General features: G+C 38.7%; 18 protein-coding genes. 5 read left to right on the top strand and 13 right to left on the bottom strand.

The window, feature by feature from the left end:
* The first annotated feature begins 143 nt into the window (after nt 1–143).
* The gene (locus QE450_RS05300; RefSeq protein ID WP_307297606.1) at nt 144–1,352 is read left to right on the top strand and encodes a S8 family peptidase; all 1,209 of its coding nucleotides are present in this window, start codon (nt 144–146) and stop codon (nt 1,350–1,352) included.
* 267 nt (nt 1,353–1,619) lie between these two features.
* Here the strand turns inward: QE450_RS05300 and QE450_RS05295 are convergent, their stop codons facing one another.
* From QE450_RS05295 to QE450_RS05280, 4 genes are all read right to left on the bottom strand, one after another.
* On the bottom strand, nt 1,620–2,405 hold the full coding sequence (locus QE450_RS05295) for a hypothetical protein (RefSeq protein WP_273615695.1): 786 nt from the start codon (nt 2,403–2,405) through the stop codon (nt 1,620–1,622).
* Between the two features lie 325 nt (nt 2,406–2,730).
* Nucleotides 2,731–4,119: a class II fumarate hydratase gene (gene fumC, locus QE450_RS05290; protein WP_307297605.1), complete on the bottom strand. Its 1,389-nt coding sequence runs from the start codon at nt 4,117–4,119 to the stop codon at nt 2,731–2,733.
* A 109-nt stretch (nt 4,120–4,228) separates the two neighbouring features.
* Nucleotides 4,229–4,903 (bottom strand): uracil-DNA glycosylase, encoded by a 675-nt coding sequence (locus tag QE450_RS05285; protein ID WP_307297604.1) that lies wholly within the window; start codon nt 4,901–4,903, stop codon nt 4,229–4,231.
* A 132-nt stretch (nt 4,904–5,035) separates the two neighbouring features.
* Complete coding sequence (locus QE450_RS05280; protein ID WP_273615692.1) at nt 5,036–5,935, bottom strand: methyl-accepting chemotaxis protein; 900 nt, start codon at nt 5,933–5,935, stop codon at nt 5,036–5,038.
* Nucleotides 5,936–6,424: 489 nt separating this feature from the next.
* Between QE450_RS05280 and fsa the strand changes: the two genes are divergently transcribed.
* The 3 genes from fsa to QE450_RS05265 all read left to right on the top strand — a co-directional run bounded on the left by fsa (nt 6,425) and on the right by QE450_RS05265 (nt 9,124).
* Complete coding sequence (gene fsa / locus QE450_RS05275) at nt 6,425–7,105, top strand: fructose-6-phosphate aldolase (RefSeq protein ID WP_273615691.1); 681 nt, start codon at nt 6,425–6,427, stop codon at nt 7,103–7,105.
* A 144-nt stretch (nt 7,106–7,249) separates the two neighbouring features.
* Nucleotides 7,250–7,708 (top strand): MarR family winged helix-turn-helix transcriptional regulator, encoded by a 459-nt coding sequence (locus QE450_RS05270; RefSeq protein ID WP_273615685.1) that lies wholly within the window; start codon nt 7,250–7,252, stop codon nt 7,706–7,708.
* Nucleotides 7,709–7,741: 33 nt separating this feature from the next.
* Complete coding sequence (locus QE450_RS05265; RefSeq protein ID WP_274170367.1) at nt 7,742–9,124, top strand: MFS transporter; 1,383 nt, start codon at nt 7,742–7,744, stop codon at nt 9,122–9,124.
* A 185-nt stretch (nt 9,125–9,309) separates the two neighbouring features.
* Here the strand turns inward: QE450_RS05265 and yicI are convergent, their stop codons facing one another.
* Nucleotides 9,310–11,622 carry an alpha-xylosidase gene (yicI, locus tag QE450_RS05260; protein ID WP_307297603.1) on the bottom strand — a complete coding sequence of 771 codons (2,313 nt, stop codon included), beginning with the start codon at nt 11,620–11,622 and terminating at the stop codon, nt 9,310–9,312.
* A gap of 842 nt (nt 11,623–12,464) precedes the next feature.
* Here yicI and QE450_RS05255 point away from each other — a divergent pair.
* Nucleotides 12,465–13,397 carry an AraC family transcriptional regulator gene (locus tag QE450_RS05255; protein WP_307297599.1) on the top strand — a complete coding sequence of 311 codons (933 nt, stop codon included), beginning with the start codon at nt 12,465–12,467 and terminating at the stop codon, nt 13,395–13,397.
* A gap of 135 nt (nt 13,398–13,532) precedes the next feature.
* Here the strand turns inward: QE450_RS05255 and helD are convergent, their stop codons facing one another.
* The 8 genes from helD to QE450_RS05215 all read right to left on the bottom strand — a co-directional run bounded on the left by helD (nt 13,533) and on the right by QE450_RS05215 (nt 22,277).
* A complete protein-coding gene (helD, locus tag QE450_RS05250) occupies nt 13,533–15,890 on the bottom strand; it encodes an RNA polymerase recycling motor HelD (protein WP_307297598.1) in 2,358 nt (785 codons plus the stop codon).
* A gap of 231 nt (nt 15,891–16,121) precedes the next feature.
* Nucleotides 16,122–16,865, bottom strand: coding sequence for a type I methionyl aminopeptidase (gene map / locus QE450_RS05245; RefSeq protein ID WP_274170371.1), 744 nt, complete (start codon nt 16,863–16,865; stop codon nt 16,122–16,124).
* Nucleotides 16,866–17,150: 285 nt separating this feature from the next.
* Nucleotides 17,151–17,483, bottom strand: coding sequence for a four-helix bundle copper-binding protein (locus tag QE450_RS05240; protein ID WP_307297597.1), 333 nt, complete (start codon nt 17,481–17,483; stop codon nt 17,151–17,153).
* 80 nt (nt 17,484–17,563) lie between these two features.
* On the bottom strand, nt 17,564–18,004 hold the full coding sequence (locus tag QE450_RS05235; RefSeq protein ID WP_069326325.1) for a MarR family winged helix-turn-helix transcriptional regulator: 441 nt from the start codon (nt 18,002–18,004) through the stop codon (nt 17,564–17,566).
* 50 nt (nt 18,005–18,054) lie between these two features.
* Nucleotides 18,055–19,140 (bottom strand): FUSC family protein, encoded by a 1,086-nt coding sequence (locus QE450_RS05230; RefSeq protein WP_307297594.1) that lies wholly within the window; start codon nt 19,138–19,140, stop codon nt 18,055–18,057.
* A gap of 96 nt (nt 19,141–19,236) precedes the next feature.
* A complete protein-coding gene (locus QE450_RS05225) occupies nt 19,237–19,773 on the bottom strand; it encodes a DUF2062 domain-containing protein (RefSeq protein WP_273615677.1) in 537 nt (178 codons plus the stop codon).
* 168 nt (nt 19,774–19,941) lie between these two features.
* Entirely contained in the window at nt 19,942–20,682 is a 741-nt protein-coding gene (locus tag QE450_RS05220; protein ID WP_307297591.1) for a glycerophosphodiester phosphodiesterase, read from the bottom strand.
* Nucleotides 20,683–20,840: 158 nt separating this feature from the next.
* Complete coding sequence (locus QE450_RS05215) at nt 20,841–22,277, bottom strand: serine hydrolase domain-containing protein (RefSeq protein ID WP_273615675.1); 1,437 nt, start codon at nt 22,275–22,277, stop codon at nt 20,841–20,843.
* Between the last annotated feature and the right edge of the window lie 83 nt (nt 22,278–22,360).

Here is a 22,360-nt window from a genome sequence, read left to right as displayed (position 1 = left end):
AAATAATACATAATAAGACATTTTAAGACAAAATAGAACAAAATAATTTTTGTCGTTTATTGTAATAATATGTTTCACAGTGTATAATCTGGTTAAATATATAATACTTAATACCTAATAATAAGCAGGGAGACCTAAGACTAATGAACTTTAAAAACACTAAATTAAAATTAACGGCGCTGATCGCCACTCTAGCTATTCCATTAACATTTTCATTATATACATCTTCTCTAAATCATACAGACTCAACAACTCATCGTTATCTTGTTGCTTACTCTGATACTCAGGGCAAACAAAATATCGAGAATGTTGCTGGTCAAGCTAATGATATTCATGCCTTTAACCATCTTAATATGGTAGCTGTCAATTTGACAAATGATCAAAAAGATCTTCTTGCTACTCAAACAGGTATCACAAGCATTGAACAAAATACAACTTATAAGTCAGCAGCTCAAGCTTTTGGCGCTAACATCAAAACTGTTAATGTCAAAGGCAATGAACAAGCTTCATGGGGATATGGCACAGTCGATGCTCAGATCGCTTCTAACGATAACTACACTGGTAAAGGTGTCAAAGTAGCTATTTTAGATACAGGTATCTCTGCACATCCTGAATTGAATATTGCTGGCGGTGTATCTGAAGTGGGCTACACTCAATCTTATGCTGATGATAACGGACACGGAACTTTTGTAGCAGGTGTTATTGGTGCTCAATCTAACGGTAAAGGTCTTGTAGGCGAAGCACCTGATGCTCAAATTTACGCTGTTAAAATTCTAGACAGTCAAGGTAATGGTTCTACCGAAGATCTAGCAAAAGGAATCGACTGGGCTATTCAAAATCATATGGATATTGTAAATATGTCTATCGCTTTTCCTGAAGATTCTCCTGTTGTAGAACAAGTACTTGCTTCTGCTGATCAAAATGGAATCTTGCTAATTGCAGCAGCTGGTAATAAAGGTACAGCTGATGCGGCTACAGATACTGTTCAATACCCTGCTAAATCCAGTCATGTTATCGCTGTGGCTGCTATAGATGATAATTTACAACGTGCTGATTTTTCTTCTAGCGGTTCTGAGATTGAACTGACAGCACCGGGTGTAGACATTGTAAGTACTTCTAGTAATGGTAAATATGAACTTCGTAGCGGTACATCTGTTGCAGCTCCATTTGTAACGGGTATGGCTGCTATTCTTAAAGAAGCTTACCCGGGTAGTACAAATACACAAATTCGTCAGGCACTGGATCAAGGCAGTATTGATTTGGGCGCAACTGGCAAAGACAATCTGTATGGTAACGGTATGATCAGCTTCCAGCATTTATTAGGTAAAACATCTATTCTTGCTTCTAATTAATGATCCCATGTCCGCTTTCCCTTGAAAGGCTGACATGTTCATATAGAGAATACTTTTCCCTGTTTTGCACTTGATGACGCAGCCTATATGTACTACAACCTATTCTATTCATATAGTATGATGATGATTTACATCAAACAACAATATGCATCCAAATAGCTAAGGTTATACCTGGGCTCATCCAAAAATAAAAGCGCCGTTCTCAGCCAGAGACACGACGCTTTTATTTTGTTCTGTTACTGCTTAATTTATCATTTGGGTAACTACTTATAATTCTGCAACCGATAAGCTTCCTTGCATCCAGTGTAACTCACTATCCCGAATGACATAATCAGCCCATTTCATATCTCCTATACCCCAGTTACGGAATTCGGTGATATGACGATAAAATTGCTCGATCATTGCTTCTTTCGGCTCAGCCATCAATGATTGAATCTGTTCACGTAACCGTTCAGGCTTCTCTCTAACGCCTTCTAAGACTCGCATCATCCACTTATGTCCCGGGTATAGCATTTCATTATGTGCAAGTACCATGCGTCCGCCAAATAACACCATATTCATTACCGCTTGATGCAACAAATACGCATCGTCACGCTTCAACGCTTGTCTACATTCTCCATACCAAGCTTCAAATTGAGCATAAAATCGGTGAATATTATTTTGCTTGAGCGACATCGGATACTCGGTAATCGTATTTAATACATCTCGTAATTCTGGAATATCTGAAAATACAACGATTGCACCCAAAAAGGCAAACCGTGCAGGTTCACTACCAAAGCGAGCTACTTTTTCCAAATAAGCCATACTAATGTACTTGCCATCTATGTTGTGCAAAGAACGTCCTACTTTACATTCGGCTCCATCATAATGTAACGAACCCGATTGGAAACGTTCTTCAAATTCTTGATCGGATACGATAATCATAATATTCATATCTGAATGAGGTGAAGAATAGCCATAAGCGACCGAACCAGTAATCAACAGCCCTTTCACTGATGAATCACCACGAAGATGTTCTGTCAGTTGTGAGAGACAATCCGATAATATATTCACACTGGCCCTCCTTGATTTCAATTTTTTTAGTTATCCATTGATAATGATAATTATTATCAATTAACTTGTATCGATATTGTAGCTTATTCAATTTCACTTGGCAAGCATTTATGGCGAATCTGTGTCTATAAATTTTAAAGTTGATAGCTATGTATTCACAATTCAGTGTAAAAGCAAATCTAGCGTTGATATGCTGTGGAACTAATCTAGCTTTTCCCCTATCAAAAAAAGCCTTTTTCATGTATCTCTGAAGATTGCATTCAGAAGATTACTTGAAAAAGGCTTGCTGATTAAAAATTAGATTATAGTTAAGTTTGCGATTCTATTATGCTTTTGGATGAATCATTTGTGAAGGATCGACATATTTATCGAACTCTTCTTCTGTTAATAATCCACTTTGCAATACAGATTCTTTCAAAGACAATCCTTCTTGGTGCGCATGCTTGGCAATCTTAGCTGCATTTTCATAACCGATATGCGGATTCAGCGCCGTCACTAACATTAACGAATTATCCAGATTGTGTTTAATTTGATTTACATTGGCTTCGATTCCGATAGCACAATGATCGTTGAAAGAGATCAACGCATCCCCAAGCAATTGAACCGATTGTAAGAAGTTATAAATAATAACAGGCTTGAATACATTCAATTCAAAGTTACCCTGACTTGCAGCAAATCCAATCGCTGCATCATTACCCATCACCTGCGTTACAACCATAGTCATCGCTTCGGATTGTGTCGGATTTACTTTACCCGGCATAATAGAGCTACCCGGTTCATTAGCAGGAATTGTAAGCTCTCCTAGTCCGCTACGAGGTCCACTAGCAAGCCAGCGCACATCATTAGCAATCTTCATCAGATCAGCCGCTAGCGCTTTGACAGCGCCGTGTACATAGACCACTTCATCATGACTGGTTAGAGCATGGAATTTATTCGGAGCAGTCACAAAAGATTTGCCTGTTAATTCTGAAATTTTCTCAGACGTTAATCGTCCAAAATCTGGATGGGCATTAATCCCTGTTCCTACGGCTGTACCACCGATCGCCAGTTCTTTCATTTCTTCTACACTCTGTGTGATCATACGTGTACTTTTCGCTAACATCGCTTCCCATCCACTGATCTCTTGCCCCAGTGTAAGTGGCGTTGCATCTTGTAAGTGAGTACGTCCGATTTTGATCAGATCTTTGAACTCTTCTGATTTCTGTGTAAATGTTTGTTGAAGTTTAGCAATCGCAGGAATCAAATGATCTTCTACAGCTAATACACCTGCTACATGTAATGCTGTCGGGAATGTATCGTTAGAACTTTGCGACATATTTACATCATCATTAGGATGTAGACGTTCGCTTTTGCCTTGTTCTTCAAGCAACTGATTACCACGATGGGCAATCACTTCATTGACGTTCATATTGGACTGTGTACCGCTTCCTGTCTGCCAGACTACCAACGGGAAATGCTCATCCCATTGACCTGTTAGAATCTCATCTGCGGCTTGAGCGATCGCATGTGCTTTATCAGTCGATAATTTACCTAATTGTTCATTAACAAGTGCTGCGCTTTTTTTTAGTAATGCAAAAGCATATACGACTTGCTTCGGCATTTTTTCTTGACCAATTTTGAAATTTTCTTTACTGCGCTGTGTTTGTGCACCCCATAATTTATCAGCAGGTACATTAATTTCACCTATTGTATCTTTCTCTACACGGTATTCCACTCGACAAAATCCTCCTTTGGATCAAATCATCTGTAAAATAGTAGGACAGATTAGCATTATATTGCTAAAGATTAACCTCTATGATTGTAACGCTTACATGCTCTGCAAATCAATCCTTTATACACCAATCGATCGGTTCCATTCCCTGAGACTGCAAAAATTGATTGGTATTGCTAAAAGGTTTACTGCCCATAAATCCTTTGTGCGCTGAAAATGGGCTTGGATGCGGAGATGTGATCACATGATGTTTGGTACGATCAATCGCTGCTCCTTTGCGCTGTGCATGACTTCCCCACAATATAAAAACAGCCGGTGTTTTTCGTTCGTTGACAGCCTGTACAATCCGATCTGTAAATGTTTCCCACCCTTGATTTTGATGAGAAGCGGCTTGTCCACGTCGTACGGTCAATACAGCATTTAATAATAGAACACCTTGCTCTGCCCAATGGATCAATGATCCATGCTTAGGAATAGCGCATCCGAGATCATCATGAAGCTCTTGATAGATATTATGTAATGAAGGTGGAATTGAGACCCCCGGTTTGACAGAAAAGCTTAATCCATGTGCTTGTCCTGGCCCATGATAAGGATCTTGCCCTAAAATAACGACTCTGGTCGATTCAAGTGATGTGTAATGTAAGGCATTAAAAATATCATACATATCTGGATAGATCGTTGCTGTGCGATATTCTTGTGCCAAAAATTGGCGTAACTGCAGATAGTATGGCTTTTGCAGTTCCGATTCTAATACGTCTGCCCAATCGTTACGAAAAATAGCACTCATAAATAAAGTTCTTCCTTTCATTGACTAGATTCTTGTATTATTAACCCTTTTTAACCATAACAAAAAATAGCAGTCTCTTCATCTCTCAGAAGAAAACTGCTATTTCTCGACATACGATAAATACTAATAATATTACAGACGAGATTTCAAAAAGTCGTTTGTAAAGTTTTTAAATTTGTGACTCATTTGATTCAAGCTATCTACCACTTCACTAAATTCATTAACTAAAATAGCTTGTTCTTGAGAAGATTTGGCTATTGCTGAGATCTCCTGCTCCATATATTGAATCGATTGTTGTACAGTTGATAGCGATTGTTCGATATTTTGAGTAGCTTGTTTGGTATCAACAGATAATTTACGCACTTCAGAAGCAACAACGCCAAAGCCTGCGCCTGCTTCACCTACACGAGCAGCTTCAATCGCTGCATTCAGACCTAATAAATTGGTTTGTTCTGAAATTTCGCGGATAAATCCAGCTACTTTATTAACATCTTTGGAATTTTCAACAGCTTCACGTGTATTGGACTGAATATCTGTTGTTGTTGCAGATAGTTGTTGAGATTGAGCAGCTACAGTCTGTACCATTTCGCTTAACTGTTCGCTAATCGTTTCTAGATTCGTTGTAAAATCAGCCAATAATTCATTATGTTGCAATGTATAAGCTGTTGCTAACGCACCGACAACTTTGCCATTTGCATCTTTAATAGGAACTGCTGCTGCATCTAATTCAAATCCATACGCAGAAGCCGGCACACGAGTAACAGAAGATACTCCATCTACCAGGGCAGTCCGTAGATTGTTATCGTCAGGTGAAACAGGTGTACCCGGACGCAAGCCAAGATCCAATTCTCTAGCAGGACGATAATATTTGAACTCTGTCATATCACAGACGCCTAACATAATATCGTTACCTACGATTTTTTCAAAATATTGCATACAAATTACCATCATATCTACAATGCTTATCGATCCATGACCTGTAATCGCAAAATTACCAGAATCATTTGTTGAATTTACAGATGTATTAGCCAAGTTGTTCACTCCTCATATCATAAATTGCTCATAATTTAATTTCGTCATTTTCAAGTTATTTATGAATAGTAGACTTTATATTTATTGTATATTACATAATGAATCTATCATTTTAAAATTATTTTTATTTCTTTTGAAAGTCTCATTTTGACAATAATAAGTGCATTTTTCTACTATATATGGTTTATTACAATTCTTAAAATCAACATATCGATTTGGGTTTGTCTTTGGTTCCCTTTCATTTGACCTCAAAACCAAAAGGAAGAGTTGTGTGAATGCTTTAATTATGGTAAAAATGATACATAGACATTGTTTTTCAGCAATTTGTCTTGGATAATAAACAATCGCTTAAAAGTGTACATATCGATCATTTTGGGTAATAGAATGATAGGTGTTTATTTCTAAGCGTGTTGTAGATACATGTTACAAATTGCAGTTTGATGCCTAACGTTATACAAATTATAGAATTTTACGAGGAGGAAAAGAGAAATGAAATTTTTCTTAGACACAGGTAACCTTGAAGAAATCAAACGTATTGCGCGTTTGGGAATCGTAGATGGTGTAACAACTAACCCTTCATTGATCGCTAAGGAAGGTCGCGTATTTAAAGATGTAATCGACGAAATTTGTGAGATTATTGAAGGACCAGTAAGCGCAGAGGTTGTAAGCCTTGATGCTGAAGGTATGTTAAAAGAAGCTCACGAAATCGCAAAATGGGCACCAAACGTTGTTATTAAATTGCCTATGACTGAAGAAGGATTGTACGCTTGTAACCAACTTTCTAAAGAAGGTATCAAAACAAACGTAACTTTGATCTTCTCCGCAGCACAAGGTTTGATGGCAGCTAAAGCTGGCGCTACATTCATCAGCCCATTCGTAGGTCGTCTAGATGATATCGCTGTTGATGGTATGAAATTGATTCGCGATCTTCGTACAATCTTAGACACTTATGGTTTGAAATCAGAAATTATCGCTGCAAGTATCCGTAATGTAGGTCATGTAGAAGCAGCTGCTCTTGCTGGTGCTCACATCGCTACTATTCCAGGTACTTTGGTTCCTGTTTTGTGGAAACACCCATTGACAGATAGCGGTATCGAACGTTTCTTGAAAGACTGGGAATCTGTTCCTCAAGCTAAAGAACAAGTAAAAGAAGAAGCTGGAACTAAATAAGCTATCAAGTATAATTGATTTATACTTTCCAAGCAGGGATCTTCGGATTCCTGCTTTTTTATTGCAAATTTTAATTGTTTTAGATATAATTGTTATAACATCTATTTTGGATCGTATCTTGATATGCTGAAAGGAGTACCTATTATGCAAGAGTTAGAATCGATCGGTTTTGTATTAGGAACGACCTACCGCAAAGTCAGTCAGTCGCTGGCCGTTCATTTAAAAGAACATGATATTACCCCTGAGCAATGGAGTGTTCTATATTATGTATGTGCACAAGAAGGAATGAATCAGAAAGTACTGGCTTCGCATGTATACAAAGATCAACCGACTACCGCTCGTATTTTGGATGTATTGCATCGCAAAAATTTAATTCGTAAAGAAACAGATCCGCATGATCGAAGAGCTTTTCTTGTCTATCCTCAACCTGCCGGGCGTGAACTTATGGAAACCATATATGCGATTGAGCAAAAACATAATCAAGATTTAACCGATCTGCTTACACCAGAGCAATTCAAAGAACTGCATCATTTACTGCATTTGTTACGCAACAAATTAGAGATAGATCCTGATACACATGAGACACTGAACAGTAAAGTATAGGATTGGTTACAGAAATGGAGAGAAATATAGACTATGGAGCATACTAACAAAGAGAACCTTTTATCAAAAGAACATATTCCATCCCAACAATCAAACCCCTCAATAGAGACAACACCTATAGCAGATATCGAGGAAGACGCCCCTTCTCGTCTGTGGACGAAAGAATTTTTGATTTTAACAGCTTGTAATTTACTTGTTTTTTTGAATTTGCATATGATCTTATCGTCCCTGCCTTTGTATATGCGAGAGCATTTCAATGCAGGCGATTTCTATGTAAGTCTATGTACTAGCTTGATGGCATTAGCTGCTATTGTGTCACGGTTATTTTCGGCTAGAGCACTAGAACTTGGTAAGCGAAATGTGATTTTGTTTGGTGGATTATTGATCGCCTTACTCGGTACTGTCGGATATTATTTTAGTGCGACGATTATTTTATTATTAGTAATGCGTGTTATTTTTGGATTTGGATTCGGAATGTACAGTACCACTTTCCCAACTATGGTATCCGATATTATTCCTCGCAAACGTATGGGTGAAGGTATGGGATACTTTGGTCTGTCGACTACTATCTCTATGTCGATGGGGCCACTAATCGGTATGAGTATTGAAAAGCAATATGGATTTACACCGCTGATTATTATTGGTTCGATATTTATTTTGATCCTATTCCCACTTGCTTATAGCCTTGTCAAAGGACAAGATAAAAAGATTGCTGAGCAAAAAATCGCAGCCGATCAACGTAAACTAGCTGCACAAGCCAAAGCACTTTCAGAAGGAATAGTTGTCGAAACAATAGATACTCCACCACTTCCTACAAAAGCTTCCAAATTTGAAAAAAGATTATTATTGCCGAGTCTGTTAAATTTCTTAATGTCATTAACATATGGTGGATTGGTAAGCTTTATCGCTTTGTTTGGTAAAGAAGCTCATCTTGCGAATCCGGGTTACTTTTTCTTATTTAATGCTTTGGCTGTAATTATTGTTCGTCCTTTCTCCGGTAAAATCTATGATAGTAAAGGGCCCAAAGCACTTATCGTACCTGGAGCAGTGATGTTAATTGCTGGTCTATTGCTGTTATCTTTCGCTCATTCTACATGGGGATTATTTGCTTCGGCAATCTGTTATGGTCTTGGCTGGGGAGCATTACAACCTACAATGCAGACATGGATGATTCAAGTAGTTAGCCCACATCAACGCGGAATGGCGAACGGTATGTTCTTGAACTCGCTTGATATGGGTGTAGCGCTTGGTGCTATGATCTTAGGAACTGTTGCAGGAATCACTAGTTATACTTCTATGTACCGCTTCTCTGCATTATTTATCGTCCTTTATATTGTGGTCGGTATTGTATATATGATCAAAGCCAAAACAACGCCTGCTCAGACACAACATAGTATTCATATCAAAATTAAATAATATCGATTTTATATTAAAATAAAACAATACTTCTGTTTCTATTAAAAAGACTGCCTCTACTAAATGTAGGAGCAGTCTTTTTTTAATATTTTATGGAGAATGATCTTCAAGTATTCATGAGATCATCTTAATCGTACAAACTTATAGATTGTTACCTAGACTGTGTTTAAAGGAATATTTATCAATTACAGTGTTACAGTCACTTTTTGGTCTTGCGATTTCAAAATAATGCCATGTTCACCAGTCAATTGATTCGCTCCTACAACTCCGCTTACGTCTGTAATACCACGTAATACGATAGACCATGATTTAAGCGTACCTTCTGCGGAGATATCAATGGTATTATTTTGACGGGAAGCTGTTACAACTGCTTCTTGCCCACCTTGCATATTGACCAGACGGATCGAAGTAGATTGCCCTTCTTCCAATTCAAAAATATGAAGTTCTACGCCATCGGTATAATCGTAATCTGGTTTGTTCTCTTCTGCACCTAGCGCAATAATGCTATTAGGCTTAACCAGTAATGGTAAATTCATAAAGTCGAACGTTTCATTGTACCAGCGTCCACCTTGTACTACATCTCCAGTTAAGAAATTAGTCCATTTTCCTTCTGGTACATAATATGTTGCTAACCCTTCACTATTAAAGATCGGAGCAACTAATAACGAATCTCCGAACATATACTGACGATCTAATGTATGTGTTGTTGGATCTTCATGGAAGTCCAACACCATAGGACGCATCATCGGTACACCTTGTTCAGACGCATTAACAGCCGCATCGAACAGATAAGGCATCAGACGGCATTTCAGCTTCGTAAAGGTACGCAACACATCAACAGACTCTTCATCGAACAACCACGGCACACGATATGATTCATTACCATGCAGACGGCTATGAGAAGACAACATTCCGAATTGTACCCAGCGCTTGTACACTTCCGGTGCAGCCGTCATTTCAAAGCCTGAAATATCATGACTCCAGAAACCAAATCCAGACACTCCTAGAGATAATCCACCACGTAATGATTCTGCCATTGATTCAAATGTAGAAGAGCAATCGCCGCCCCAGTGTACAGGGAATTGTTGTCCACCGACTGTAGCAGAACGAGCGAATAATGCCGCTTCATTTTTGCCAAGTGTTTCTTCCAACAATTCAAATACTACTTTGTTATATAAGAACGTATAATAATTGTGCATTTTCACAGGATCAGAGCCATCATAATACACAACATCGGTCGGAATACGCTCACCAAAGTCTGTTTTGAAAGAGTCTACCCCTTGATCAACAAGCACTTTCAGCTTGCTCTTGTACCATGCGACTGCATCTGGATTGGTAAAGTCGACCAGACCCATCCCAGCTTGCCATAGATCCCATTGCCATACACTTCCATCTTTGCGTTTGACAAGATATCCATTTTCCATACCTTCATCAAATAAATACGATTTCTCTGCGATATATGGATTGATCCAAGCACAGATTTTGAGCCCTTTTTCTTTAAGACGGGTAAGCATTGCTTCTGGTTCCGGGAACATCCGCTCATCCCAGACAAAATCACACCATTGGTATTCACGCATCCAGAAACAGTCAAAATGGAATACAGACAATGGAAGGTCGCGTTCTTTCATTCCATCGACAAAATGATTCACTGTTGCTTCATCATAATCTGTTGTAAACGAAGTCGTTAGCCACAGTCCAAATGTCCAAGCCGGTGGCAATGCAGGCTTACCTGTTAGAGTTGTATAGTTATCCAATACTTCTTTTGGATTGCGACCGCCGATAATGTAATATTCTAAGCTTTCGCCTTCTACGCTAAATTGTACTTTGGATACATTTTCAGAAGCGACTTCATAGGATACTTTTTCTGGATGATTAACAAATACACCGTATCCTTTGCTAGACAGGTAAAACGGAATATTTTTGTAAGCTTGCTCACTACTTGTACCGCCATCTTCGTTCCAGATATCAACGACCTGACCATTTTTAACAAACGGTGTAAAGCGCTCGCCTAGTCCATAAATATATTCACCGATCCCTAATTCCAATTGCTCGCGGAAAAAGACGCTATCTTCAGGTCCGTTAATATAACCAGGCCCACGATGAACACTACCGGTTAAATGACGACCGGCAAAATCAAAGCTAATCCCCCAATTGGTATTTTTACGAATGGTTGCTGTTAAATCTCCAGATTGAAAAACAGTACGATCCTCATCTTCGATCACTTGAACATCGGTCTCTAATTGAGCCAGTTCAAATTCAGGCAGTTTTTGGATTCCACCTTTGTGATGATTAAATTGTACTTTGATCACGTTAGGCATTGGAGAACTCAAAGAAGCTTTGAGCAATGCTCCATTTAACGTATCGCCTTTATGTACAATTTTTTTGGTAGCTGCATATAACGTTAATTCATTATTTTTGTTAACAATATCGCGAATATCTACAGGATGTTGCATACTATACCCTTTGCGTGTCATCCAATAGCCATCAGTAAATTTCATGTCATTTCCCCCAATAGTCTTTATTTGGTTATTAAAATGTATTTGTGCAAATCGCTTACCTATAGTTATAATAATATTGATAAAGAAAGCGCTTTTCTTCTTTTATTTTGATCATATGTGTAAGGATATTGATCTTTGGCTGATTTGGTGAGGAGTGGGGGATCTTTGATGGGGGTTGCTGCGTGAAGAAGGCGGTGCTTGTCGTCGCTGGTGAAGGAAAATGCCTTGAATAACTGCTCAAGCAGTTGGCATTTTTCTTCAAAGGCGAGCGCTTCGCTCTTTCAGCACCTCCTCCTTCCCTCCGCTCGTGGTAGTAGATCATCCGCTTCTCACAAGAATGCAGGAAATTTCAATAGGGTGGTGGGTAGGAAGTGCCCAATAACAGAGAAATGCGTTTGGTGAATATGATGGTGATGACTATTATGTATAGTGATGAGGAATTTAGCTTTTGGTGCTGGATATAGTATAAGAATATAATTACAAAGTTGTAGATATTATATCTGCTTATGGACTAGATCGTGCCTAGTATGTGGTTATAGAAATGTTTTATATATCAACCCTCGTTTGAAGAGTTAGTCGATATTATCAAAGCTGGGATTCCGATTGATGAGGTTTTAACCTTTAGAGATATCCCTTTATCTGATTAATATGTTCCACAGCGGAGCAGATGGAATGATTCTGGAGAAGTGAAGTGCTCGCCTTTGTGAACTAGTCTCACCATAGAGCGGTAATGAAACAAATTCGATGACAACAGCGATCGTAACAATAATCTATTTGTGGAACGTAAAGTAACTTCTAATATGAAATAGAAATTATTGCATACTATTTAAGGCGGTGATTGGATGATTCAGGAGCAGTTGCGTGAAGAGTTAAAAGAAGATCGGATTCACGGGAGTCTGATGTATCCGGTGAGTGTGTATCGGATGGATGATATTGAAGAAGAGACAGTGCTTGAATGTCACTGGCATGAAGAACCTGAATTGATTTTGGTGACGCAAGGAAGAGCGTTGTTTCAGATCGGTACGATTCCTTATGAAGTGCATGCAGGTGAAGCGGTATTTGTGAATAGTGGTGAGATTCATACAGCGTATCAGATGGAACATGAATCCTGTAGCTTTGTAGCGACCGTGTTCAGTATGTCTTTGTTAAATAGTGCAGGGTATGACATGGTACAAGCACGATTTATAGATCCGTTGTTACGTAAGCAAATGGTATTGCCTGTGCATATTCGTGGACAAAAAGTCTGGGAACAAGAAGTGTTGAAATTATTGACTGCGATTGTTGATATCAATGAACAACAGACAGCGACTTGTGAACTGACTACCAAAGCTTATCTTTATCTTCTTTTTGCTCAAATGATTGAACATATGGATACTCAAGTCACTCCTTTGCCCGCTCCAAGTGATAAAGTAGAACGTCTCAAAACAGTACTCGGTCATATTCATGATCACTACCAGCAACCGCTGCGTTTGCGAGAATTAGCAGAACAGATCAATATGAGCGAAGGACATTTTTGTCGCTTTTTTAAAAGTTTAACTCAAAAAAGCCCGATCGATTATATCAATCGCTATCGGACGCAACAAGCTTGCCGATTACTCGAAAGCAGTGATCGCAAAATTGTTGATATCTCTCTTGAAGTCGGATTTGATAGCTTGAGTTACTTTATTTCTGTATTCAAGCAACACCGGGGCTCTACGCCTTCTCAATATCGCAAACAGACCAATGGTGTCTCTAATTCATTGATTACTGAATTACAAAAAAGCAGTCTGGAATAAGATATGATAACAGCAGGATTACCTATAAAAAAAGGAGAACAACAGTAAAGTTCTACTGATGTCCTCCTTAGCGTATTTCATAGTTATTTCAATGTATTCTTAGTGAACGACTTGGATATTGTGATCTATGTGTAATCAACCACGATGATCATTCAATACATATCGCTCTTCGTCCATACCCGTAATAAATGGAGTCACTTCATCAATAGCATATAAATGTAACAAATGCATCGCCCGCGTACATGCTGTATAGAATAATTTGCGCTCTGCTTCACGATGATATTGTTGGCTGGAAGCATCATATAATACAACAGCGTCAAATTCTACACCTTTGGCAAGATAAGCAGGAATAATAACTGTTCCTTTTTCAAAAGCAGGTGTATTTTTAGTAATTTTGCGCAATGTGATCTGTTCTTTGAGCACTTGATAAGCTTCTTCACATTCACTTTCTGTTTTACAAATAATCGCTGTATACTGATAACCTTGCTGTTGCAGCCCATGAATATCTCGAATGATATCGTTATGCATCGATTCACGATCATCATATAGCGACACTTGTGGCTTATCTCCGCGGCGATTAAACGGAATAATATGCTCTCCGCCTTTCATCATCCCTCGTGTAAAGTCTACAATTTCATATGTCGAACGATAACTACGGGTCAAACGAATAATCTCGCTATTTTCTTTACCATACAATTCTAACAATGGATCTTCTTCATCAAACACCGAATTATGGCTATAAATCGCTTGATTCAAATCCCCCAAAGCAGTCATTCGCGCACGCGGGAATAATCGCTTCATAAATTCCAACTGGAACGGTGAATAATCTTGCACTTCATCGACAATCACATGCTTAATCGCATGATTGGAACGGAATCCTTGCAATTGTTCTTTGAGATACAGATACGGGGTTGCGTCTTCATATCCCAATTCTCCTTGATCGAGCCGGCTAACTGTTTGCCTTGCAAAATCTTCCCAACCTTCAGGCAATATACCATTATTGATTTTGGCAAATAACACTTCATCGGTAAACATTTTGCGATAAACCGCTTTGATATCTGCAAAACGAAGTCGTTTGACCCATTTGCGTAACGGTTTGAGCCAGTCATTCACAACCATACGTGCTGCTAATTCTGCTTCTAATTGAAAATCATCAAAAGAAGGCATTTTCCCTTTTTGCTTACGACGCATCATCGTATAAGCACGATGATAATCATCCGTACTCATCAACTGTACTTGTTCTTCTACCCATGCTTCTTTACGCTCTTTGCGTCCAAATAAACTGACTTCTTTAAGCAACCAATCACGCATTAATTCGATCCGATTTCCTAATTTGACAGCCGAATCAAATCCATAGAACTTATCTAGCATCTGTTGACGGGTTACGATATCTTTACCTTGAAAACGAATCGGACGGAATACCATGCCATCTGTTAATAATAGCTCGGTATAACGGCGAATGGCTTTGAGATAAGTTGCTGATGATTTGTAACGAATCCCTTGCACTCGTGCATCATGCTCCAAATCGTCTCTCCAGGCTAACAAGTATTCCATTTGTGAAAAGACATCTTCCAGATCAAATTCTCTGCCGATACGACGTTCTAGATACGCCTGAAATGTAGTCTGTAACATATTCTCTTCACCAAGCTCTGGCAATACAGTCGAGACATAACTATTAAACATCGAGTTCGGGGAAAAGAGTACCATCTGATCGGCACGTAAGCTATCCCGATAACGATACAGTAAATAAGCTACACGTTGTAACGCTGCTGACGTTTTGCCGCTTCCTGCTGCACCTTGTACGACCAATAGCCGACTACGATCGTTACGAATAACACTATTTTGTTCTTTTTGAATAGTGGCTACGATATTTTTCATTTGGTTATCTGCGGTATGACTAAGCACTTGCTGTAACAATTCATCACCGATCGTAACCCCTGTATCGAACAACACATCGATCTTCGCATCACGAATGACAAACTGACGTTTTAACTCCATATTTCCTTCGATATTTCCGACAGGTGTCCGATAAGAAGTAGGGCCCGGTGCTCCATCGTAATAAAGACTCGATACCGGAGCACGCCAATCATAGATCAAAAATGTCTCTTCATCATCATCTAAAAAAGAACCAATCCCTAAATAAATATGATCTGTTGCAGGTTCACCGACTTCTTTAAAATCGATCCGTCCAAAATAAGGAGAACCTGATAAACGACGTAATTTATCTAAAGTCAGACTCGAACGTTTGTGAGCCAATTCAATCTCGGTCAATACCTGTGATTGCTGACGTAGACTCGTTGAAGTTTCTCCTACATCATCCGGCTCACTGAAGTTAACTGTCACTTCATCCCAGAAGTCTTTACGCATACCGACAACATCGCCACGCGCCGCTCCAACTTCTTGTTCAAGCACAGCCATTTTTCGATTGATTTTGGTTGTTACATCATCTACTCGTGCTTGTTCATCTTTCCAATCCTGATCATCTATTGCCATACTGGATCATCTCCTTTGTCTATGTCTACACATTCTATGCAATTATAAATTTGACAATATATATTAATTATGTTATGTTAAATCTATATTGATAATTTTGGAATATTTATGCTCTTTTGCAGACCAAATTTTATTGTACGCTCATCTATTACAAATTGCAAATACCAAAGCCGCATGTCTGGAATAATCCAGCAATGCGGCTTTTTTTGATGATTGCATGTATATCTTTTTTTATTTAGTCAAAATAATAGGCTCGCCTTTGGTAATAATCATTGTATGCTCATATTGAGCTACAAAGCTACCATCATCTGTTTTGAGTGTCCAGCCATCATTACCTTCCGCTACTTCTTCGGCTTTGGTAGATACGAACGGTTCGTAAGCAATAACCATTCCTTCTTTCCATAATCCGTTATCGGTAGGATCGTAATAACTCAAAATATATTCAGGATCATCGTGTAACGATTTGCCGATACCATGTCCGGTCAGATTAGTGATGATAGTGAATCCTAATTTTTTGGCTGTATTATAAGTAGCTTTACCTGCATTGCTTCGCTTGGAACCTGCACGAATTTTCTGCGCTCCTGCTTCAAATGCCAAAATAGAAGCTTCACATAGCTGAGTTAATTTGGGATCACCGTTACCAACTACAAATGATACACCTGTGTCTGCAAAGTATCCATCTAATGAAGCAGATACATCTACATTGACTAGATCGCCTTCTTGAATAATACGATCACCTGGAATACCATGAGCCACTTCTTCATTTACACTAATACAAGTAAATCCAGGGAAATCATAAGTCACTTTAGGACCTGATAATGCACCATATTGTTCAAATAACTTAGCCGCATGCAGATCTAGATCGATCGTACGCATTCCTGGTTTAGTCATTTCTTTCAATTCATCACGAATAATCGCGACCACTTTACCTATTTTTTTTAATCCTTCGATATCTTGTTCTGTTTTAGCAATCATATCTTTTTCTCCTTTGTCGTAAACGTCAGGAAACGCCGACAAATAAGCAGGTATGATAGAACCTGTTTTTTGTCGACGACTTCGTGTCGCACTTCGGTATAATTCCTGATTCATCTTCTAGCTCATATTCTATATTGTATAATTAATCTTCACTCGTTACAAATAAATCTACTATTTTTCATTATTTATCATGTCATCTTTATAAGGATTATCGTTGACAAAGCAACGCAAAAAGGAGAGAATCGCTCTCTCCTTTTTGTACATATTTAGTATGACAATCGTTTGTCATGCAGCCATACTCCGACAAGCTTCAGCGCAGTGACGGCAGGCTTCGGCACAACGTTGACAATGGTCATGATCATGTTTGACACATTCTTGAGCACAATCTTCACAGATTTGCGCACATAGAGCACAAATTTGTTGCATATAAGGACTTTGCGAAGTCATAGCTTTGGCAGTATATGCACATATGTCTGCACATTCACGATCAAGTCGCAAACAGCCTCGCATCATATCCAAATGTTTTTCTTCCAGACAAGCGGCATAACATTGATTACAAGCTTCCATACATTCTAGACAAGCTTCTAGACACTTTTGTCTTTCCTCTACAGAGATCATGTTAATTCCTCCTTGGTATTAAGTTTAGCTCTACTTGTCATTTAACCAAAATAGAGAACCTTAATACAAAACAAACGGAATTAATCCAAGTTATCGATAATACGATCAAGCATTTTAATCGTTATATTGCGCTCTTCTACAGTAAATCCATTAAATACATCTTCGATCGTTTGACTGGCTTTATCACCGAGATCATCTACAATACTACGGCAATAATCCGTCAAATAGATAAGATTGGTACGGCGATCATCAGGATGAGGAACACGTACCACCATCCCGCGTTTGATCATATTATCGATCAACCTCGATACACTGGGTTGATCTTTGCGAGACAGACGTGCAAGACGATTCTGTGTCTGCCCGTCCCGTCTCCACAAAAATGAAATCAAAATCCATTGTTCATGTGTAACCGGATAGCCACCATCACGAAAATATTGATTTAAGCGATTGTGTGCAAGACGTGTAGCAATAGAAAGTTTGTAACCAATTGAGTTCTCTAATGTGTAGGGGATATTCGTCATTCCCATAAGTCTCCTTTTAAACAGTCATCTTCGATGTATCGACTTGGGTATTATTGCTTCCAAGGCCAAGTCGGAAAATTTCTGCGTTCCTGTTTCTCTTCGTTTTCTTTTTCAAATGTATCATGTTTAGAACTGGTATGATCTACTAAGCGATTAAGGCGTTCTAATTGATAGCCATAATCATACATCACAGCGGCTACAATAGACAACCTTAGAACACCGCTAAAATTTTCTTGATAGCGATCAATCATTGTATCCAAAAATTGATCGTTTGCTTGTTCTACTTCTTCAGCCTCATGGCCATCATTTTTAATCTTATTATCCAGCTTCAGCAAAATATGCTCATGGAACTTAATTAATTGTTCCAAATGATTATCGAAATAATCATCTAACTGCGGAGTACGTTCTGCTTGAAAATAATGTTGCTCTATAGCAGTTAGCACATCTACTCCCTTCCTAAGCGCTGTTAGCATTTGTTTGTTCACTACAATGTGTCGATGACGACTGAATGAAGCTCGTTTTAATTTTTTGAGTTCTTCTTCCATCAGATTGTACTTATCGCTTAATGACTGAATCGAATTTTCCAGTGCTTTTTTTTCTTCGCGAAACACAGATTCTTTGATTTCATCTGAAACCGCTGTCCGTAAAAGCAAAGATAACTTAGCAAATGTATTCTCAATCTGCCCTTTAAATTGTTCTAATGGCTTAGGTGGTGCAACCAGTATATTAATTAAAAAGGCAGATACGATACCAATAATACTGAGTGAAAAACGATTAAGCGCAAATTGCCATTGACCTGAAGCTTCCATTACCGAAATAACAGTAACTAATGTCAGGCCAATCGTATCTCCCATTTTGAGACGCAAACAAATCATAATCACCACAACACACATTAAGCCAATCGCGATCGGCTCGTTAGAGAAAAACATTCCTCCAAGTAGTGCTAGTATGGCTCCTAATGTATTGGTCTGAATCTGATCCAGAAAATAACGGAAAGAGCGGTAAATCGATGGCTGCATCGCAAAAATAGCAGCAACAGCAGCAATTACCGGTGGCGTCAGATTAAGCCAGGAGCTAATGTATAAAGCAAGCGTAACCGCAATTCCGGTTTTGAGCATGCGGGCTCCAAAATTCACATGTGTTCCTCCTTCTGAATAATACGGGTTCGAATAGATTAATCTTTGAGTATAATAGTGTTGTGAAAATAGTGGAATATATAGTATTACCCCAGATTAGTCCTTTTGTGAAGCAGAAGGATGAACTTTTTTACCTCGAAGTCTACGCAGTAACGGTATACGATACTTTAACATCACCCATTTGATCACAATATAAATAATAATTGCAAAAATAACACTGTTTACAGCAGCTCCTGTAATAAAATCAACCCCTGCATCACGCCAATGATGAGACTGGTGTATCGGTTGCATATAATCTTCAGGCCAGTCTGGAATATCAATCTTAGGCATACTAGCAGGAAGACTGGAAGAACGCCATAATGTCACTAAAAAATGCCCTGTATGATAATTAAGAAAAAATGTTAAGGGCCAGACAAAAGAATCCAATGAAGCAGCAAAAATCGCTGCTGGCATAGCTCCTTTGAACAAACGCGTTAATCCTAATGACAATATGGGACCGATCCCTATCAGCGGATACCAACTCGGGAATAATCCTACAGAAAAACCAATAGCTACTTGATGTGCTCCTTTTTTTAAGCGCAGCAGGCGAATCATATTTAATTTCAAAAATCGTCCCGGGTGAATTTTTTTCATCAGGACCTCCAATCAGAGCCTTATCCATGTCAGTATTCTTTATTGTAACTGGTTCTTTTACGTAAAGAAAGTCTGGCTTCATGGAATTTGTCGAAATATGACAAAAAGCGCCCTTCCGTATGATAACGGCATTAGGCGCTCTGAAATGTATAGCAATATACCTACTACTCAAACAATAATTTTATCGCGGAGTAATTGTGCCAAAATATCGGGATAATCGGTGATAATACCGCCAACTTCCATCTCTATCAGCTTACGCATCATAGCAGGATCATTCACCGTCCATACATTATAGATCACGCCTGCTTGCTGTGCGTGTTGAACAGCTTCTGCTGTCACTGTAGCATAATGAGAATGTAGAGCAGTAGCGCCTATACTGTTAGCATAATTCCACGGTCTTACCAGATTTTCCACATACAAAATCCCTGTCTGAATATCAGGTGCCAATTGTTTACACGTTTCCAGCGTATAATGATCAAAGCTTGAAATCACTACCCGATCAGCTAGACCATATTCATGGATAGCATCTACTAATTTCTGCTCAATCCCTATGTACGGCTCAATATTATTTTTGATCTCAATATTCAGGGTCATCTCTGTTGGTGCGATCCAGTTCAATAATTCGCTTAATAATGGCACATGTTCATTAGCAAATTGTTCACCATACCATGAACCTGCATCTAACGCTTTGATTTCATCATAAGTGACATTTTTGATTTGACCATCATATCCGGTAGTACGTTTTAAGTTTTCATCATGGATAAGAACAAGTTGTCCATCTTTGGTCATTTGTACATCAGTTTCAATCCCGGTTGCTCCCAATTCCAAACTTTTCTCAAAAGCCGCCATTGTATTTTCTGGGCAATACCCGGAAGCTCCTCTGTGCGCGTAATTGATAATCGATTTCATGGAATAGCTCCTTTTCGATATAGCTGATTTGTAATGTAAGTATTTACTTTACCAATTATACACTTTAATGATTAGCAGAATATAAAAAAACCACCTTTTATATATTCTAAAAGGTGGTTTTTTGCACAAGCGATTCATCGCCTATTCATGTTAAGCTATTATTTTACAAGGGCTTTATTCGCTAATACTTGTGTATCAGCTAACATTTTTTGCATATCCATACCGTAATGATTTCCTAGTAAAATAACGAGAACATCATCATCCAAATTATGCGTAAATCCTGTTGCATAACCTGTTCCACTACCATTGTGATAGATAGTACGTTTGCCGTCTACATTTTTGATCAAAAAGGCATAGCCATATGGCTTCAGATCCGAATACGTTGTAAACATTTTGTTTACTGTATCTTCACTCAAAATCGTATGATTATCAAACGATTTATACCATTTCATCATATCGTCCAGTGTCGAGTAAAATGTACCTGTACCGGATTGAGAAACATAGTAGCCCGCTTCATCCCAAGCATCGCCATCTTTTACATATCCAGTGATCGTTTTGGTTGCAGGTGTAGTCTCGCCTGTATCTTTCATATTCAATGGATCAAGGAACGTATGTTGAATATACTGTCCGTACGATTCTCCAGATACTTGTTGAATAATGTAAGCTAGCAATACATAACCCTGATTACTATAGTTAAATCGTTCACCTGGCTCAAAACGCAATGGTTTGGTTTTGATCTCATCAACAGTCTGCTCTAACGTCATTCCTTCAGTACGGGTAAAGTTAGAGTTAAAACCTGCGGTGTGAGATAACAGCATATGCACTGTAATTTCGTTACCACGCGGGAAATCTGGAATATAATCAGATAGATGATCAGTTAATTTCACTTTACCATCTTCGATTAATTTCATCACTGCGGATGCAGTAAACGATTTGCTTAATGAAGCGATACGTGATTTGCCATCAGGTGGTGTTGCTTTTTCGCCACCAGCTAATCCGTATCCTTTACGCATAATCACTTTTCCTTTGTAAGCTATCAGAGCAAGACCTGAATAATTTTGAGACTGTAAATACGTATCTACTGTTTTGGCAGAGCTTGCATATACAGTAGATTGATCTGGCGTCAAATTAATCGTAGTCACTTCTGGGGTAGAACTTACCGTCAAATTAGCTTTTAGAGAATCTGACAAAAATCGTGCAGGAACCATCATCGTACCGTATACGTTACGAGACACTTCTGGCATTTCAATCTCATATCCATCTAATGTAATCTTATTGGTATTCGGTGTATGTACAACCTTGTCTCCATGACTATACATAACAACAGAACGAGTCGAGGCATCCCATTGCGCTGTGGCTCCTAATTCACGAGCAGCTTGGCGTAAAGGAACCAACGTTGTTCCTTTGGTTACAAATGGTGCAGTCTCCCAGGTAACTTCTTTACCAGCAATCGTAATGATAGCGGGCTTTTCTGTAGTTGCTGCTTGAGCTTTGGGAGCGATATGCGAAGCAGGCGCAATTGTAGCAGTTAGTGCAGTAACGATTAGCAATTTGGTCGTTAATGATACCCAATTGCTCTTTTTAACAAATGTCATAACGGTAAAATCCTCCTAAATCAGATGTAGCATCAAACGCATGCTCACGTGGCCGGTAATATGCAGCAATATCTATTATAGTA

Source organism: Paenibacillus sp. SORGH_AS_0306, from assembly GCF_030819345.1.
GTDB classification, from domain to species: Bacteria; Bacillota; Bacilli; order Paenibacillales; family Paenibacillaceae; genus Saccharibacillus; species Saccharibacillus kyungheensis.
Note: the sequence above shows the minus strand (reverse complement) of the source record. Positions and strands in the feature narration are given on the sequence as shown.